Source organism: Runella limosa DSM 17973 (assembly GCF_000482465.1).
Classification (GTDB): domain Bacteria; phylum Bacteroidota; class Bacteroidia; order Cytophagales; family Spirosomataceae; genus Runella; species Runella limosa.
The window spans coordinates 184,249-201,036 of the sequence record NZ_KI519421.1 but is presented as its reverse complement, the minus strand read 5'-3'; the positions used below and the strand labels follow the sequence as shown (position 1 = coordinate 201,036).

10 protein-coding genes and 1 tRNA gene are annotated in these 16,788 nt (G+C 42.6%); 10 read left to right on the top strand and 1 reads right to left on the bottom strand.

All coding sequences use genetic code 11. The annotated features are described in order from the left end of the window. Positions 1-12 precede the first annotated feature (12 nt). Entirely contained in the window at positions 13-1,605 is a 1,593-nt protein-coding gene (locus K339_RS0116595; RefSeq protein ID WP_028524596.1) for a SusD/RagB family nutrient-binding outer membrane lipoprotein, read from the top strand. Between the two features lie 79 nt (positions 1,606-1,684). Then, entirely contained in the window at positions 1,685-5,026 is a 3,342-nt protein-coding gene (locus K339_RS0116590) for a VCBS repeat-containing protein (protein ID WP_028524595.1), read from the top strand. Positions 5,027-5,190: 164 nt separating this feature from the next. On the opposite strand, the gene K339_RS0116585 is transcribed toward K339_RS0116590, so the two are convergent. After that, a complete protein-coding gene (locus K339_RS0116585) occupies positions 5,191-5,799 on the bottom strand; it encodes a hypothetical protein (RefSeq protein WP_028524594.1) in 609 nt (202 codons plus the stop codon). A 93-nt stretch (positions 5,800-5,892) separates the two neighbouring features. On the opposite strand from K339_RS0116585, the gene K339_RS33935 reads away from it, so the two are divergent. From K339_RS33935 to K339_RS0116545, 8 genes are all read left to right on the top strand, one after another. After that, positions 5,893-8,871: a DUF5107 domain-containing protein gene (locus K339_RS33935; protein WP_051398059.1), complete on the top strand. Its 2,979-nt coding sequence runs from the start codon at positions 5,893-5,895 to the stop codon at positions 8,869-8,871. A 138-nt stretch (positions 8,872-9,009) separates the two neighbouring features. Further along, positions 9,010-9,450 carry an SDR family NAD(P)-dependent oxidoreductase gene (locus K339_RS33930; RefSeq protein ID WP_262506072.1) on the top strand — a complete coding sequence of 147 codons (441 nt, stop codon included), beginning with the start codon at positions 9,010-9,012 and terminating at the stop codon, positions 9,448-9,450. A 142-nt stretch (positions 9,451-9,592) separates the two neighbouring features. Continuing rightward, positions 9,593-11,563 (top strand): DNA topoisomerase (ATP-hydrolyzing) subunit B, encoded by a 1,971-nt coding sequence (gyrB, locus tag K339_RS0116570; RefSeq protein ID WP_028524593.1) that lies wholly within the window; start codon positions 9,593-9,595, stop codon positions 11,561-11,563. Between the two features lie 178 nt (positions 11,564-11,741). Continuing rightward, positions 11,742-14,015 carry a polyphosphate kinase 1 gene (ppk1, locus tag K339_RS0116565; protein WP_169731868.1) on the top strand — a complete coding sequence of 758 codons (2,274 nt, stop codon included), beginning with the start codon at positions 11,742-11,744 and terminating at the stop codon, positions 14,013-14,015. 3 nt (positions 14,016-14,018) lie between these two features. Then, entirely contained in the window at positions 14,019-15,275 is a 1,257-nt protein-coding gene (locus K339_RS0116560) for an alkaline phosphatase family protein (RefSeq protein WP_028524591.1), read from the top strand. Between the two features lie 86 nt (positions 15,276-15,361). Then, positions 15,362-15,832, top strand: a complete 471-nt coding sequence (locus tag K339_RS0116555; RefSeq protein ID WP_157607626.1) for a hypothetical protein — start codon at positions 15,362-15,364, stop codon at positions 15,830-15,832. Between the two features lie 53 nt (positions 15,833-15,885). Next, positions 15,886-16,638, top strand: coding sequence for an SDR family NAD(P)-dependent oxidoreductase (locus K339_RS0116550; protein WP_028524589.1), 753 nt, complete (start codon positions 15,886-15,888; stop codon positions 16,636-16,638). A gap of 71 nt (positions 16,639-16,709) precedes the next feature. After that, positions 16,710-16,784, top strand: a tRNA-Val gene (locus tag K339_RS0116545). Positions 16,785-16,788 lie beyond the last annotated feature (4 nt).

Here is a 16,788-nt window from a genome sequence, read left to right as displayed (position 1 = left end):
AAAATTTACAAAATGAAAATAGATAGCTTTTTAAAATCCTTGTCTGTTCTCAGTTTTTTTGTACTCCTATTCAGTTCTTGTACAGACAAATTTGACGAAATCAATACAGACAGAAACTCAGTTGCTACCGTAGGTTCGGCCGAATTACCCTTTCTTTTTGCCAAAGCCGAGGCTTCAGCGGTTCCTAATATTTGGAATTATCAGATTGCACAAAACCTGTTTGCAGATCAATACGCCCAATATTTTGCTTGTACGGCTACCTATTTCCCATCTGACCGTTTGAATATTCGTATGGACTGGGTAGGTGCTGCTTTTAATCCGATTTATACCGACATGGTGCCTCAGTTGCAGTCAATCAAGGCGGCTGCTCCTGCGGGTTCTGCCGAAGCCGCCATTGCCGACGTGGTTTGGGTACTTGGTTTTCATAGAGTCACGGATTACTGGGGGCCAATTCCTTACTTTAATGCTGGAAAAGCGGGAAGCTCGGTGGCGTATGATGCACAGGATAAAATCTATGATGATTTTTTCAAAAAATTGGCTGCCGCTTCTGAAGTGTTGAAAAATAAGCAAAACGAAAAGCCCTACGGAACTTTTGACTTGATTTACGGTGGCGATGCTGGTAAATGGTTTAGATTTGCCAATACGTTAAGATTACGTTTAGCATTGCGTATTTCAAAAGTGGACCCTGCAAGAGCAAAAACCGAAGCGGAAGCAGCGGTGGCAGCAGGCGTATTTCAGGCTAGTCCGGGCGATGATGCTTTGCTTCAGAAAAGCACAAAAGGATCAGACAACAACGGTCTTTCAATCATGTCAGATTGGAACGAGTTTCGTATGAGTGCTTCGATGGAGTCTGTGATGAAAGGATACAAAGACCCCCGTATGTCGGTTTATTGGTTGCCAAACAATGCTACAAAAGCCAATCCTAATGGGACAGGAAAATACGACGGTTTGCGCAATGGGCTTACTTCTACCCAATTGACGGAGGCAGTCAACCTGCCAACTGCCAATGCCAAAGTAGGTGCTAGATGGTCTTCCCCTGATTTTGGAGGAAATGGTACTTACTTAGAGACTCCACAAAACATCATGTCGGTAGCGGAAGCATTTTTCTTGCGTGCCGAAGGTGCCTTGTTGGGTTGGAATATGAACGGTACTGCTCAAAGTATGTACGAAGAAGGTATTCGACAATCAATGAGACAATGGGGAATAACCGATGCCGCAGCAATCACGGCCTATATCAATAGCCCAGATGTGCCTGTTGCTCCCGAAGATTTCTTGAAATCGCCAGCGGTGTCAAAAGCTCCAATTAAATGGGCAAGTGACATAGCCACCCAAAGAGAACAAATTGCGATTCAGAAATGGTTGGCGATTTTCCCTGATGGATCAGAGGCTTGGGCCGATTATCGTCGTGGTCGTAACTTCATTTTATATCCAGTGGCAAACTCTGAAAACCCTGATATTACAGACCCAACGAAGCAATGGATACGAAGAATCCCATTCTTGTTATCAGAAAAACAAAACAACAAAGCGGCGGTTGATGCAGCGGTTCCTTTGTTAGGTTCTGGTGGCGATAAAGTTACAACACCTCTTTGGTGGGATAAGAACTAGATTTTGTACTAAGCTTTTTTGTAGATTCCACCGAATATTGTTATTTGGTGGAATCTCTTTATCACTTATACCCAAAACCATGCGAAAACTTCTATTCGCCCTTTTTACACTGTTTTTTTTGAATTCGTGTAAAGACAATAATGCCCTTTTTACTGAATTATCTGATGATGAAACAGGTATTAATTTCAGAAATACGCTGTTTGAAGATGGGCCTTTAAATGTTGCCAATTACATCTATTTCTACAATGGCGGAGGGGTCGCCGTTGGTGATATTAACAACGATGGGCTACAAGACATACTTTTTACGGGAAATATGGTCAGAAATAGGCTTTTTTTGAACAAAGGAAACTTTCAGTTTGAAGATATTACCAAAAAAGCAGGCGTTGACCAAATGCAGGGCTGGTGTACTGGTGCAACGATGAGCGATGTAAACAATGATGGAAAATTAGATATTTATATTTGTCGCAGTGCTGATATTAATCCTGACCGCCGTAAAAATCTTCTTTTTATCAATAATGGCGATTTAAGTTTTACCGAAAAAGCCGATGAATATGGTTTAGCCGACAATGGTTATTCGACCATGGCCTCTTTTTTAGATTATGACAAAGACGGCGATTTAGACTGTTTTATCATCAACCACTCTATACAAAAATATACCGCTGGTGTCCAAGATAACCCCGAATTGAGAAAAGAACGGAATCCTGATTATGCCAGTAAATTGTACCGCAACGATTTAATTCCCCCTGTTGGGGGGACTAAGGGGGGCTTTACCAATGTCTCTGACCAAGAAGGCATTTTTTCAAATGTCCTGACTTTTGGTTTGGGGGTTACGGTCTCAGATTTTAATAATGACGGTTGGCCTGATATTTCGGTTTCCAATGATTTTAACGAACCAGATTATTTCTTTGAAAATAATGGAAATGTGACAGGTTCATCCCCACGATTTACCGAAAAACTTGTTCAGAAAATGGATAACATTTCCCTCTATTCGATGGGAACCGATGCTGCTGATTATGACAACGATGGCAATGTTGATTTGCTGACCCTCGACATGATGCCCGAAGACAATGAAACCATCAAGATGCACAGTGGGCCTGAGAATTTTAATAAGTTTCAGTTTCTGTTTAGGCAAGGGTTTTATTATCAATTCAGTCGAAATATGCTTCAACGCAACAATGGCGATGGTACTTTTAGCGAAGTGGGGCAATTGGCTGGCGTATCAAATACTGACTGGAGTTGGGCAGGTTTATTCAGCGATTTTGACAAAGATGGATTCAAAGACCTTTTCGTTACCAATGGCTACGTGAAGGATTACACTGAAATGGATTTTTTGAAATATTCGGTGGATAGAGTCATCAAGTCAATGGCAAAAGACTCCGCAAATGTGGACCCGATTCCTGAATATTTACGAAAAATGCCTAAAAATGAAACCCAAAATTATGCTTTCAAAAACAAAGGCGATGGGACCTTTCAAAAAATGTCTAATGAATGGGGATTTACTACAAAAGGAGTTTCTGCGGGTGCTGCTTATGCGGATTTGGACAACGACGGCGACCTCGATTTGATCGTGAATAATACCAACGCGTTGGCGAGTATTTATAAAAACAATGCTGAAAAATTAAGTAAAAACAATTATTTGTCTGTCAAATTAGATGGCGGCGCTACGAATCGTTTTGGCATTGGTGCAAAAGTAAAATTGTATTCTAAAGGGAAACTTATGTACCAAGAACAATCGCCAGTAAGGGGCTTTCAATCATCAAATGACCCTGTTTTAAACTTTGGCGTTGGCGAAAATACCACGATTGATTCACTCATAGTCATTTGGACAAATGATTCTTACCAAAAATTAACCACCGTAAAAACGAACCAAGTTTTAACATTAAAAATAGCTGATGCCCAAAACAAATGGGTATATCAGAATCAAAAGCCCAATCCGATTTTCTCGCAAAGCAGTCTGACAAATGTGATTCATAAAGAAAATGGATTTAGCGATTTTACGGTGCAATCGCTTTTGCCAAATTATTACAGCCGACAAGGGCCATCCATTGAGGTTGCAGACATCAATAACGATGGCTTGGATGACTTTTTTATGGGGGGAGCAAAAGGCGAAGTTTCGCAATTATTTACCCAAAATAAAAACAATACATTTAGTAAAACAAATACGCCGATATTTGCTCAAAGTGCTGGTAGCGAGGATGTAGCAAGTGCTTTTTTTGATGCAGATAACGACGGTGACAAAGACCTTTATGTAGCGGCGGGGGGGTATGAATTTGAAGCAAACGACCCATTGTTACAAGATAGATTGTACCTAAACGATGGAAATGGAAATTATAGTTTAAGCGAAAATTCCCTTCCAAAATTATTAACAAGTAAAGGCTGTATAAAAGCGGTTGATATTGATTCTGATGGCGATTTAGACCTTTTTGTTGGGGGAAGAATCGTGCCCCGAAAGTATCCTGTTGCCCCCATTTCTTATATTTTAATCAATGAAGGAAAAGGAAATGGTTCGTCGCCACGATTTACCGACAATACCCAAAAAATCTGCCCATCATTGAGCCAAATCGGTATGGTAACCGATGCCGTTTGGATGGATTTGAATAACGACAAACAGCAAGACTTGATTGTAGTAGGGGAGTGGATGCCCATTAAAGTTTTTATCAATTCAAAAGGAAAATTGACCGATAAATCGGCGGAATACATCCATTTTGCAAGTACTGGTTGGTGGAATAAAATCAATGCCACCGACATGGATGGCGATGGAGACTTGGATTTAATTATTGGAAATTGTGGATTAAACACCCAGTTTAAAGTCAATGAAAAAGAACCGATGACTGTTCATTACAAAGATTTTATGGATAACGGTTCGATTGTGCCTGTTCTGAGTTATTACATTGATGGGGTCTCGTATCCGATGGCTTCTCGGGATGATTTGGCCGAACCAATGCCGTTTATCAAGAAAAAATTCACTGATTATAAATCGTATTCAACGGCTACGATAACCGATGTTTTTAGCTCAAAAGAATTAGAAAATGCTAAAGTTTTGAAATCAGAAATTATGCAAACCCTTTATCTCGAAAATCAAGGAACTAAAGGGTTTAAAGCCCATACACTACCGATGGAAGCCCAATATGCGCCTGTAACGGCTATTGTAGCTGATGATTTTGACAATGATGGCAAAAAAGATTTGCTTTTGGCGGGTGGTAATACTTGGATACGCATCAAATTTGGGCGTTACCTTGCCAATCACGGTGTGTTGCTTTTGGGGGATGGAAAAAACAATTTTAAATATGCTTCACAATCTCAATCTGGTTTGAACTTAAAAGGCGATATTAGAAATTTACACACAATCAATTCAAGTAAAAACAAACGGATAATTGTTGGCGTAAATGATGGAGAGGCGTTGATTTTGGACAGGAAGTAAACAGGAATATCTAAGCGGGTGTAAGAAACTTTGCAGTTGACTAGGAAAAGTTAAACACATAGACCACATAGAATTTTCACGTCTGTCTATGTTTACTATGTGTTTATTCTAATGTTCTCTATGTGTTTTAAAACGTAGCTTTGCTGGCAGGAATCGTTTTTGATTTAATAGTCAATTTCTTCATCTCGAAGCAATTGGGCAAGATTTAGGGTGCAATCTTCCATTAAGGGAATGTTTTCATCGTAATTGACGAGATACCAGGGAACATTGGCCGTGATGACAAAGATTTTCTTGGTTTGGGTAGTAATCCAAATGACTTTTTCTACCCCAAAATCAAGCATTTTCTGCGATTTGTTCAAAACATACGCTAGGTCGCTTGTCAGTCCAGTTTCTTCGAGAGCTACTTTGATGTCCACTTCAATCACTATTTTGGGCGCCACATCAAAGTATTTATCAGTTAATGTAATTTTGTCTTTTTCAAAAATGGCAATATCGTTGGCTAAGTTACTCCCTGAACTTACGTGCAAGCCCGACTCATTGGAGGCAATTAAATATTTTTTTCGATTGATACGAATCCCGATATAAAGACCAATTAAATAGACCAACACGGCCTGTAATGAACTGCTGCCCATGATTTCTTCCAATGTTTTCTTTCCTGACAATACTTCCAAATAACCGCGATAAGGCAAGGCTTGCCCGTCCAGCTCTTCATAGACCAAATGGGCGGGTATTTTCCGAATTTTTGGGCGTCGTTTGGTGGCAATGACAACCATAGCGTGTTCTTTTTTTGACAATTTTACTCAAAAAAGCGACACAAACCAAGCCAAAATTTTATCTTGCATTATCCAATAACTTCACACAAACCCATGAGTCCGCTCTATTTTTTAGCCCCCAAACAATGGTTGTTTATCGGCCTGATGTTGGGACTGTTCCAAGCTTCAACGGCTCAAAATGCAGTTGTTCGTGAAACCACCCAAACCCTCACCACCTACCCGTTTTCAGACCCTGACCCAGTGCCTAAGCCTGGGCGTATCTATCCTTATTTTCGCTACGATGGCTATACTGACAAGCCCGTATTGAAAGATTGGAAGTTTATTGAACTTGAAAACGACTACATCAAAGTCTATATCACGCCCGAAATCGGGGGTAAAATTTGGGGTGCTTACGAAAAGTCCACCAACTTCCCTTTCATTTACTTCAATCACGTCGTCAAATTCCGAGACGTGGCGATGCGAGGGGCGTGGACGTCGGGTGGTATTGAAATCAACTTTGGAGATATTGGCCATGCACCTACGGTATCGGCTCCCGTTGATTATTTTACGCGAACCAACGCCGACGGGAGTGTAAGTTGCTTTCTGGGAGCGTGGGATTGGTCATCACGGACGCGCTGGATGGTGGAGGTAAATTTGCCCAAAGACAAAGCCTATTTTACCACCAAGTCGCACTGGTACAACGCTACAGCTTTTGAAACGAGTTATTATCATTGGATGAATGCAGGTTTCAAAGCCGCAGGAAACCTCGAATTTGTTTTTCCTGGCAGCCATTACATCGGGCACGAGGGTGAAGTAGGAACTTGGCCCAAGGATTCGTTGGGTAGAAATCTGGGTTTTTACGAAAAAAATAACTTTGGTAGCTACAAATCGTATCATGTGGTTGGGAAACATACCAATTTTTACGGCGGCTTTTGGCACGACGACAACATGGGTTTTGCCCGTTATTCACCTTATCACGATAAGTTAGGAAAGAAAATCTGGATTTGGGGACTGTCGCGCGAAGGGATGATTTGGGAAAAACTATTGACCGATAATGACGGCCAGTACGTTGAACTTCAGTCAGGTAGGCTTTACAATCAGGCAGCTGAGGGCAGTATGTACAGCCCTTTTAAACACGTTTCGTTTAAACCCTTTACCCACGATAGCTGGACGGAATATTGGTTTCCAGTGAAACAAACCCGTGGGTTGACACACGCAACGCCTGAAATAGCATTGAACCTTCGGGTACAAAATGGATGGTTGAAATGGGATGCCTGCGCCATTAGCCCGCTCAACGATACCCTAACGATGTCGGTGCCTTATCCCCTTGATAAACCCGTAACAAAGCGACTTCAATTAAAACCACTGGAAACCGTGAGGGACTCAGTACGCTGGTCGGGAGAAGTGGAACGTCTCAAAATACAACTAGGAGAAACAGTGATTGCTAATGGCCAACCCGCTGATTTAACTAGGCCCCTTGCTACCCCAAAAGAGTTTGATTGGGAGTCGGAATATGGGCTTTATACCCGTGCCAAAGACCTTGCTAACCAACGGCTTTATGACGAAGCAGAGGTATATTTTACCAAACTGTTAACCAAAAATCCTACGCACGTCGATGCGCTGGTGGATCTTGCCGAGTTGTATCTAGCCAAAAAATGGATAAGGAATGACGTTGCTTTAGCTAACTTGAAAAAAGCACTGGCTATTGATGCGTACCACCCCAAGGCAAATTATGTAAAAGGCACGCTAGAGTGGAATAATTTAAACATTGCCGAAGACTTTCTGGGCGTGGCGTCTCTTGATGTGCGGTATCGGTCGGCGGCGAAAACGCACCTAGCCACCGTTGCGATGCGTAATAAAGACTGGAAAAAAGCGGAAGAGTACCTTCTTTTGGCCAAAGAGGCCGATGTGCAAAACGTCCGAGCAGCAGAACTGAGCCTTATTAATACCCGAAAACAAGGAAAAATGGCGGAGGCGCTGAAGCTTGCCGAAACGCTGCTGTACCAAGACCCACTCAACCATTTGGCACGTTTTGAAAAATACCTCATTACCCAACGAGCCGAAGATAAAACCGACTTCACCGCTTCGATTCAGGCTGAATTGCCGCACGAAACGTACCTTGAAATAGCTCTTTGGTACAATAAGCTGCAATTGTTTGAGGAAGGATTACAAGTGCTTGAATATGCTCCCAAAGAAGTGATGGTACTTTTGTGGAAGTCAGAGTTGATGTCACGACTTTACAAAGATGGCAAGCAATATCAAATGGAGGCGTTAAAGATGTCGCCCGAAGGAGTTTTTCCGTTTAGAGATGAGGATAGTGGGTTGTTTTTGAATGCGTTGTCATCTTCCGATAAAGATGCCGCAGAAATGGGAAGCTACTATTTCTTTTTGAGAGCCTTAGCCTCAAAACAACTGGATGCGAAGCATTTTCTACAGGTTATAAAAGGAAAACCTGAAATAAAATATGCCCCTTATTATCTTTCAAAAGCAGAATTGTTGAAAGATGAAAAGGAAGAGGTGTTGAAAGCCCTCGAAAAAGCCTACGACATTGACCCCAAAAGTTGGCGCGTAGTGAAGCGTTTAACTGAGTTTTATGCGGCCAATGGGGAGTTGAATAAAGCCATTCGCCTCAATGAGGAAAAGTTGAACAAGTACCTAAAAACCAAAAAAGTAGAAACTTCGGGCTTGCCCGAACACGAGATTTATATTTTAGGACAACAGCGGGCAGAGTTGTTGAATCAGGCAGGACGCTACAAAGAAGCCCTTGAGGTGCTAAATTCGCTGACAATTTTGCCAAACGAAGGAGCCTCGGGATCGCATAAGTTGTATCGAGAACTCAACATACGGTACGCCGCGACGCTCAACCAGCAAAAGAAATACCGTGAAGCGTTTGCGGTTTTAGAACAGGCCGAAAAATGGCCCGAAAACCTTGGCTCGGGCGAGCCTTACAACCCTGATAATCGCTTGACGTGGTACCTCAAAAAGTGGATGACACAAAAGTTGACCAAACAAGAACCACAACCTGCGGACATTGCTAAATTAACCAAAAATTTGTCAGCTTACGAGTTTGAGCTGTTAAAGCTGTTTCAATAAGATAGGAATCAATGAACAAACGACTTGTCATTATTACAGGAAGTAACCGTGGCCTTGGGAAAGCTCTCGTTGACACATTTCTCATGGACGGAAGCCAAGATACAGTAGTAGGGGTTTCGCGGGCCCTCTCCTTATGACATTGCCCAAACCATTTTTGTGAACCAAACGGCGCCAATGATTTTACAAAACGGCCTGCTGTCGATTGGTTCTTCCCAAAACGTCGCGGTCGAAATCATCAATCTTTTATCAGGTGCGGCCCTCAAGGCGTACGATGGCTGGGGGGCGTATTGTTCGTCGAAGGCGGGGCTACTGATGGCCACGCAAGTACTCGGTACGGAGATAAACCTTCATCAGCTGCCTGCCAAAGTTTGGGGCTTTGCTCCTGGCGTGGTGGACACCGAAATGCAGACAACTCTTCGCGCCTTGGACAATTCCCAGTTTTCTCAAGTCGAGCGTTTTCAACGTCTTTTTGCCGAAGGACAACTCCGCTCTCCCGCCAGCGTTGCGACATTTTTATACCAAGCCGTTGGAAATCCTCAATTTGAAAACGGCGGTTTTTATGACATTCGAAGCTTTTAAAAAGCTGTTGATTGATGCGTGTCAATTTTGGTACTTACCACCTTCAATTTTTAGGATTTTTGCGTAGAAATTTGTAGTTTTACGCCTTAATTAATACAAAAAGTACATCAATAAGTACCCTATTCGTTACCAATTTCAAAATATGGCAACCGAAACGATTGAAATTTCCGAACAGATTGACAGAAGTAATTATTCAGCCGAAAACATCCAAGTTCTTGAAGGTCTCGAAGCCGTTCGCAAGCGTCCTGCGATGTACATTGGAGACATTGGTATTAAGGGGCTTCACCACCTTATTTGGGAAGTAGTTGATAACTCGATTGACGAAGCACTAGCGGGGCATTGTGACCTTATCAGCGTCACCATCAATACCGACAACTCAGTTACGGTAAAAGATAATGGTCGGGGGATTCCGACAGGCATTCACCCCAAAGAAAAAAAATCGGCGTTGGAGGTGGTAATGACCGTTTTGCACGCAGGGGGTAAATTCGACAAAGACACATACAAAGTATCAGGTGGTTTGCACGGGGTAGGGGTATCCTGCGTAAACGCCCTTTCAAAATACCTTCGCGTGGAAGTACACCGTGAAGGAAAAATATTTGAACAAGAATATAGCATTGGTAAGCCTAAATACGCCGTTCGCGAAATCGGCGAAGCAACCGATACAGGAACGTTTGTACACTTCTTGCCCGATGACAGCATTTTTACGGTGTCAGAATACAAGTACGAAACGGTCGCTAACCGTATTCGTGAGCTATCGTTTTTGAACAAAGGCATCCGCTTGACGTTGACCGATTTGCGCGACTTAGATGAACATGGACAGCCACGCACCGAAGAGTTTCACTCTGAAGGAGGCTTGACAGAGTTTGTGACCTACCTCGATAGTACCCGCGACCAACTTATCCAAACCCCTATTTACATGGAAAATGAAAAAGGGGCGGTGCCTGTGGAAGTGGCAATGATTTACAATACTTCGTATTCAGAAAACGTGGTATCGTATGTCAACAACATCAATACGATTGAGGGTGGTACGCACGTTTCGGGCTTCCGTATGGCGTTGACGCGTACGTTGAAAAACTATGCAGAGAAAACGGGAATTTTGGCCAAAGAAAAAATCGAAATCAGTGGCGACGATTTCCGTGAAGGCTTAACGGCCGTGATTTCGGTAAAAGTACAAGAGCCGCAGTTTGAAGGTCAAACGAAAACCAAATTAGGTAACTCCGACGTGGCTGGGGCTGTAAGTCAAGTAGTGAGCGAAATGCTCGAAAACTTCTTGCAAGAAAACCCTAAAGAAGCTCGTACGATTGTTGATAAAGTAATCTTGGCCGCCAAAGCCCGTATCGCAGCGCGTAAAGCCCGCGAAATGGTACAACGTAAAACCGTGCTTGGTGGCGGTGGTTTGCCTGGAAAACTGGCCGACTGCTCAGAAACCGATCCGTCGGCTTGCGAATTGTACTTGGTGGAGGGAGACTCGGCGGGAGGCTCGGCCAAACAAGGTCGTAACCGCGCATTTCAGGCTATTTTGCCGTTGAGAGGTAAAATCTTAAACGTTGAAAAAGCCCAAGAATACAAGATTTACGAAAACGAAGAAATCAAAAACATGATTACTGCCCTTGGGGTGCAGTTTGGTCGTGATGGCGATGAACGTGCGCTCAATATCGAAAAACTTCGCTACCACAAAGTAATCATCATGACCGATGCCGACGTAGACGGGAGCCACATTCGGACTTTGATTTTGACGTTTTTCTTCCGCTATATGAAAGAACTCATTGACAATGGCTACATCTACATTGCCCAACCACCTTTGTATTTGGTGAAAAAAGGCAAAGAAGAACGCTATTGTTGGACAGAAACGCAGCGTGAGCAAGCCGTGCGGGAGATTTCGGGAGGAAAAGAAGACAGCGTCTATATTCAGCGTTACAAAGGTTTGGGAGAAATGAACCCAGAACAGTTGTGGGAAACAACCATGAACCCAGAAAACCGTAGCTTGAAGCAAGTAGGCATCGAGTCGGGGGCGGAATCAGACCACCTGTTCTCTATGTTGATGGGTGATGAAGTAGCGCCTCGCCGTGATTTTATCGAACGCAATGCAAAATACGCCCGCGTTGACGTTTAAACGTCGCTTGAGAAATTATTACGTGGCGAAGGCTATGTTGAAATAACTCTTGTTAAGAAAACGTTAATAAAAGCCATTCGTCCTATCCGACGAATGGCTTTTTGTTGATAACCACCTATTTTTGAAGAATAAAATAAGTAACATGCCTGCATCCGATAACCTTAAAAATTTAGCGTCTATGTTTTCTTTTGGACGCGACCGCCGTGAACCCAAAGTAGGAGGGCAAATTGCCGAAGACCAAGACCGTTTCTCGCGTTCGGTAGAACGGGTGAGTCAAACCATCGAACAAAGTAATTTTATCAGCCGTGATTTGAGTTGGTTACAATTTAATTTTCGAGTGCTTGACCAAGCGCGTAGTAGCCGCCGAACGCTATTTGAAAGAATGAAGTTCTTGGCCATTTCAGACTCGAATTTGGATGAATTCTTTACCATTCGAGTAGGGAGTTTGTACAATTACCTCGACTACGGCAAAGAGCGGGTGGATTATTCGGGGCTGCGGGAAATCCCCTTTCGCAAGGCGTTGATGTCGGCCATTCATAAATTTACCGAAGCACAAGACGAGGTCTTTGAGAAACAACTTATGCCTTTGTTTGCGGAGCACAAACTGCGCATTGGTGGTTGTATGGATTTGGACGACGTTGAAAAACAGGAAGTAGGTAAGTATTTCGACCGAACGATTTACCCGATGCTGACGCCGATGCTTTTTGATTATACCCATACGTTTCCTGTGTTATTGGCCAAAACCCTGATTTTTGCGGTGATTACCAACTCGCACGAAAAAGGAAAGGGTGACGAAGAAAATCGCCGCATTTCGTTTGTTCAAATTCCTGTGAACCTTCGACGGTTTTATACAATTGAGCGAAAAAACGGAGAGTTTTTGTTTATTCCAATTGAAGAGATTATTCGCCACGAATTATATAAATTATACCGCAACGTAGAGATTACGGACATGCACTTGTTCCGTATTGTGCGTAATGGTGACTTCTCTATTGAGGAAAATGATGATGATGAAAGTGATTTTCTGGACGAGGTAAAACAGAAACTAAAAACGCGGCGCTTAGGGCGTGTGGTGCGAATGGAGGTCGAAAAAGGAATGACTGATTGGCTCCTAAACCTACTCAAAAAACGCTGGGAATTTGATGATTATAACGTCTTTACGTGCAATCACTTACTCGATTTTACGTGTTTGTGGCAAATTATCAAACATCCCGAATTTGCCGAACTTACGCCGCCACCCCCGTCGGCAGTGCCGCCGTTGGGGCTTGAACCTGGGCAAATATTGGACGATATTTTTGAGACTATCAAAGAGGGAGATGTTATGCTGCACCATCCTTACAACAACTTTGAGCCAGTTTTGAAGATGTTGGAATATGCCGCAGAAGATCCGCAAGTATTGGCAATTAAACTGACGATTTATCGCCTAGCCAAAAAATCACGCATTACGGCGGCCTTGCTAAAAGCCGCTGAAAATGGAAAACACGTATCGGTTTTGTTTGAAGTAAAGGCCCGTTTTGACGAAGAGAACAACATGCGCGAGGCCGAACGCCTCCAAAAAGCGGGCTGTTTTGTGATTTATGGCATTACTCGTTTTAAAACCCACACCAAACTCCTCCAGATTGTTCGGGCGGAGGAACAAGGGGTCATAAGTTACTCTCACCTAGCCAGCGGTAATTATAATGAAGAAACGGCAAAGCTTTATACTGACATTGGTTTGCTCACCTGCGACGAGGTATATAATCGTGACATTACGGAGTTTTTCAACGTAATTACGGGGCATTCGTTGCCAAACGACTATCAATACCTGCTCACTGCGCCGCGCGACATGCGCAAACAAATTGTCAAACTGATTCGGCGTGAAGCAGAAAATGCTGCTCAAGGACTTTCAAGTGGGATTTGTATCAAAATCAATTCATTAGAAGACAAATCAACCATCGAAGAATTGTACAAAGCTTCGCAAGCGGGGGTGCCTATTCGCCTCATTGTCAGAGGGATTTGTTGTTTGCGTCCAGGGCGGGCAGGTTTGAGTGAAAATATTACCGTACGGTCAATTGTGGGTGATTTCTTGGAACATACCCGCGTATTCTATTTTCATAACAATGGCAAACCCAAAGTATATGGAGGAAGTGCCGACGTGATGGTACGTTCGTTTGACCGTCGGATTGAATCCATGTTTGAATTTGTCAACCCAAGGGTTAAACAACAAGCAATTCATATTTTGGACTATAATTTCCGTGATAATGTCAATGCCTACGAGTTACAGGAAGATGGTAACTACATCAAATGCGAAGACGAAAAAGGGGAGGTTTTCAATATCCATGAACGTTTTTTCCATGTTACGTTGGAAGAGGTAATGGCTACGCGCTTGTTTGTAAAAGAAGATGCGGCTTTATTGGAAAAACAAAAAGAAGAGGCTACAAACATTCCTGCTGCCACAGAAACGGGAGAAGAATAAACCATGAAGTATTTTAGAACACTTGTTCAGGCTGGAGTCATCTTCTGGGGAGCATCCATGGGCGTAGAGGCTCAAAATCGCACGCCAAAATCGCTTTTTGTGATTGTGGATGGAATTGCCTCAGATGTGATTGAAAAGCTTGATTTGCCTAATCTAAAGGCCATCGGACATCCAGCGGGTTATACCCGTGCGTATGTTGGGGGAAAGAAAAATACGTATTCTCAAACCCCCACCATATCGGCAGTGGGCTACAATAGTTTATTGACAGGAACGTGGGTGAATAAGCACAATGTTTGGGACAATAACATCAAAGAACCCAATTACCATTATTGGACTATTTTTCGCTTTTTTGAAGAACAATACCCTTACAAAAAAACGGCTATTTTTTCGACTTGGCTAGACAATAGAACCAAGCTTTTAGGCACAGGTTTGCCTCAGACAAACCACTTAAAAGTAGATTATTATTTTGATGGTTTTGAATTGGATACCTTGCATTATCCCCACGATGCAGAAAAAGAATACATCCACAAAATAGACGAACGTGTGGTGGAGGAAGCCGCCCGATATATCAAAGACGAAAGTCCTGATTTAACTTGGGTGTATCTTGAATATACCGATGATATGGGGCATAAATACGGAGACAGCGAGCAGTTTACCAAGGCGGTCAAAATCATGGACAATCAAATGGGAAAGTTGTGGAAAGCAATTCAGTACCGTGAGGCTAATTTTAAAGAAGATTGGCAGGTGTTTATTACCACTGATCATGGACGGGATGTTGCGAGTGGACGAAACCACGGCGGGCAGTCGGAGCGAGAACGGAGTACTTGGATAGTGACCAATGCGAAGGGATTAAACGATTACTTTGGTGATAAAAAGAAACAAAATGTCCTGCCAGCAGTGGTGGACATTATGCCAACGATGGCCCAACATCTACAAATAAACATTCCCAAAGAACAGGCATTTGAGGTGGACGGCACCCCATTAACTGGGAAATTATCATTGATTGATATGTCGGTCAAAAAAGAGTCTTCGGCGATTCATGTGGGTTGGAAAGCTTTGGAAAAAAAAGAAAAAGTGAAGATTTGGGTAACAACAACAAATCATTTTGAAGAAGGAGGGCATGATTTATATTTGTTAATGGATGAGGTTCCAATTGAAAATGAAAAAACGGTAATTGATGTTTCAAAACTGCCGTCTAAGTTGTATAAAATCGTCATAGAAGCTAAATTTAATCTTCAAAATAAGTGGGTGGTAGAATAAAAACTTCCAACCTTTTTGCTGCTAACAACGTCATGGTTTTAGAAAACACACCAATTATTTAAAGTAATTGATAATTTATAAAAACCATGAGAAAAATACTGTTAATAGGATTAGTAGCGTTGGTTGGTTTACGATGTAAATCAGCTTCAGAGGCCATGATGATGCCCTCAGGCTGTGCCTCCGAAAAGCCTACTTTGGTAGGAAAATGGACAATGACAGAGTTTCGTTATTATGGAGGTTGTTGCCCTGTTATTGCAGATTCTACTTGGAAAAAAGCAACTGATAAGTCGTATGCCATTGAGTTTACCAATAATGGGAAACTAAAAGTGATTGATTACATGGCCAACGGTTTGTCGTCGAGCAATGCCGCACAATTGGTGACTAATTATGCCTTTGATGGCAAAGAGATTGCCATAGATGAACAAATTTTAGGGGGAGTACCTTGGCAAAAAAATGTAACGATTGCACAACTTACCACCCGAGAACTAATTTTCGTAGTTACGGTTGGAAAAGAAGGCGAAAAAAATGCCCGAAAGTTTGTCCGAATATGCGAATAACGTTTTTTATCCTACATTTGAAGTTGAATAATTAACACTTAAATCAACTACTTATGTCTCGTATTGCCCTCATTACGGGTGCTTCTTCTGGAATTGGTAAAGCGACCGCAGAAGCCTTTGCAGCCATTGGGATTGACCTAATTTTATGTGGCCGCCGCAAAGAACGTTTGGAAGAACTTGCTATTCAGCTTGGCCAAAAAGTGAAAACAACTTTTCTGGTTTTTGATGTTCGGTCCTACAACGAAGTTACTGAAGCCATTCAGTCGTTACCTGAAGCATGGAAAAATATTGATATTCTAATTAATAACGCGGGAAATGCACACGGATTATCATCAATTCAGGAAGGAGATGTGGCGGATTGGGATGCAATGATAGACGGAAACGTGCAGGGATTGCTTTATGTGTCAAAAGCCGTGATTGGTGGGATGATAGAGCGGGGTAAAGGTCATATTGTTAATTTGAGTTCAGTCGCTGGAAAACAAACCTACGCCAACGGTGCGGTGTATTGTGCTTCTAAAAAAGCCGTAGAAGCCATTAGTGAAGGTATGCGCTTAGATTTAACGCAGCACGGAATCAAAGTGACAAACATTGCGCCAGGGGCCGTAGAGACGGAGTTTTCGTTGGTACGTTTTAAAGGAGACGAAATGAGGGCTTCAAAGGTATATGAAGGTTTTGATCCTCTTTTAGCTCAAGATATTGCGGATGCTATTGTTTATGCAGTAAATGCACCAGCACGCGTAACTATCGCAGACTTAACGATTTATGCCTCTGCGCAGTCAGCACCCACAATAATTTTTAGAAAATAATTAAAAAAAAGCTTGACCAAAGAAATTAAATCGCACATATTTGCAGCCCGAAACGACGAAAAAAGGGCATCGGGAGTTTAGCTCAGCTGGTTCAGAGCATCTGCCTTACAAGCAGAGGGTCGGGGGTTCGAATCCCTCAACTCCCACGAA

What these genes read in the sequence shown, in the direction of transcription:
- K339_RS0116595 (WP_028524596.1), top strand. Translation starts at nt 13, where the DNA reads ATGAAAATAGATAGCTTTTTAAAATCCTTGTCTGTTCTCAGTTTTTTT.
- K339_RS0116590 (WP_028524595.1), top strand. Translation starts at nt 1,685, where the DNA reads ATGCGAAAACTTCTATTCGCCCTTTTTACACTGTTTTTTTTGAATTCG.
- K339_RS0116585 (WP_028524594.1), bottom strand. Translation starts at nt 5,799, where the DNA reads ATGGTTGTCATTGCCACCAAACGACGCCCAAAAATTCGGAAAATACCC.
- K339_RS33935 (WP_051398059.1), top strand. Translation starts at nt 5,893, where the DNA reads ATGAGTCCGCTCTATTTTTTAGCCCCCAAACAATGGTTGTTTATCGGC.
- gyrB (WP_028524593.1), top strand. Translation starts at nt 9,593, where the DNA reads ATGGCAACCGAAACGATTGAAATTTCCGAACAGATTGACAGAAGTAAT.
- ppk1 (WP_169731868.1), top strand. Translation starts at nt 11,742, where the DNA reads ATGTTTTCTTTTGGACGCGACCGCCGTGAACCCAAAGTAGGAGGGCAA.
- K339_RS0116560 (WP_028524591.1), top strand. Translation starts at nt 14,019, where the DNA reads ATGAAGTATTTTAGAACACTTGTTCAGGCTGGAGTCATCTTCTGGGGA.
- K339_RS0116555 (WP_157607626.1), top strand. Translation starts at nt 15,362, where the DNA reads ATGAGAAAAATACTGTTAATAGGATTAGTAGCGTTGGTTGGTTTACGA.
- K339_RS0116550 (WP_028524589.1), top strand. Translation starts at nt 15,886, where the DNA reads ATGTCTCGTATTGCCCTCATTACGGGTGCTTCTTCTGGAATTGGTAAA.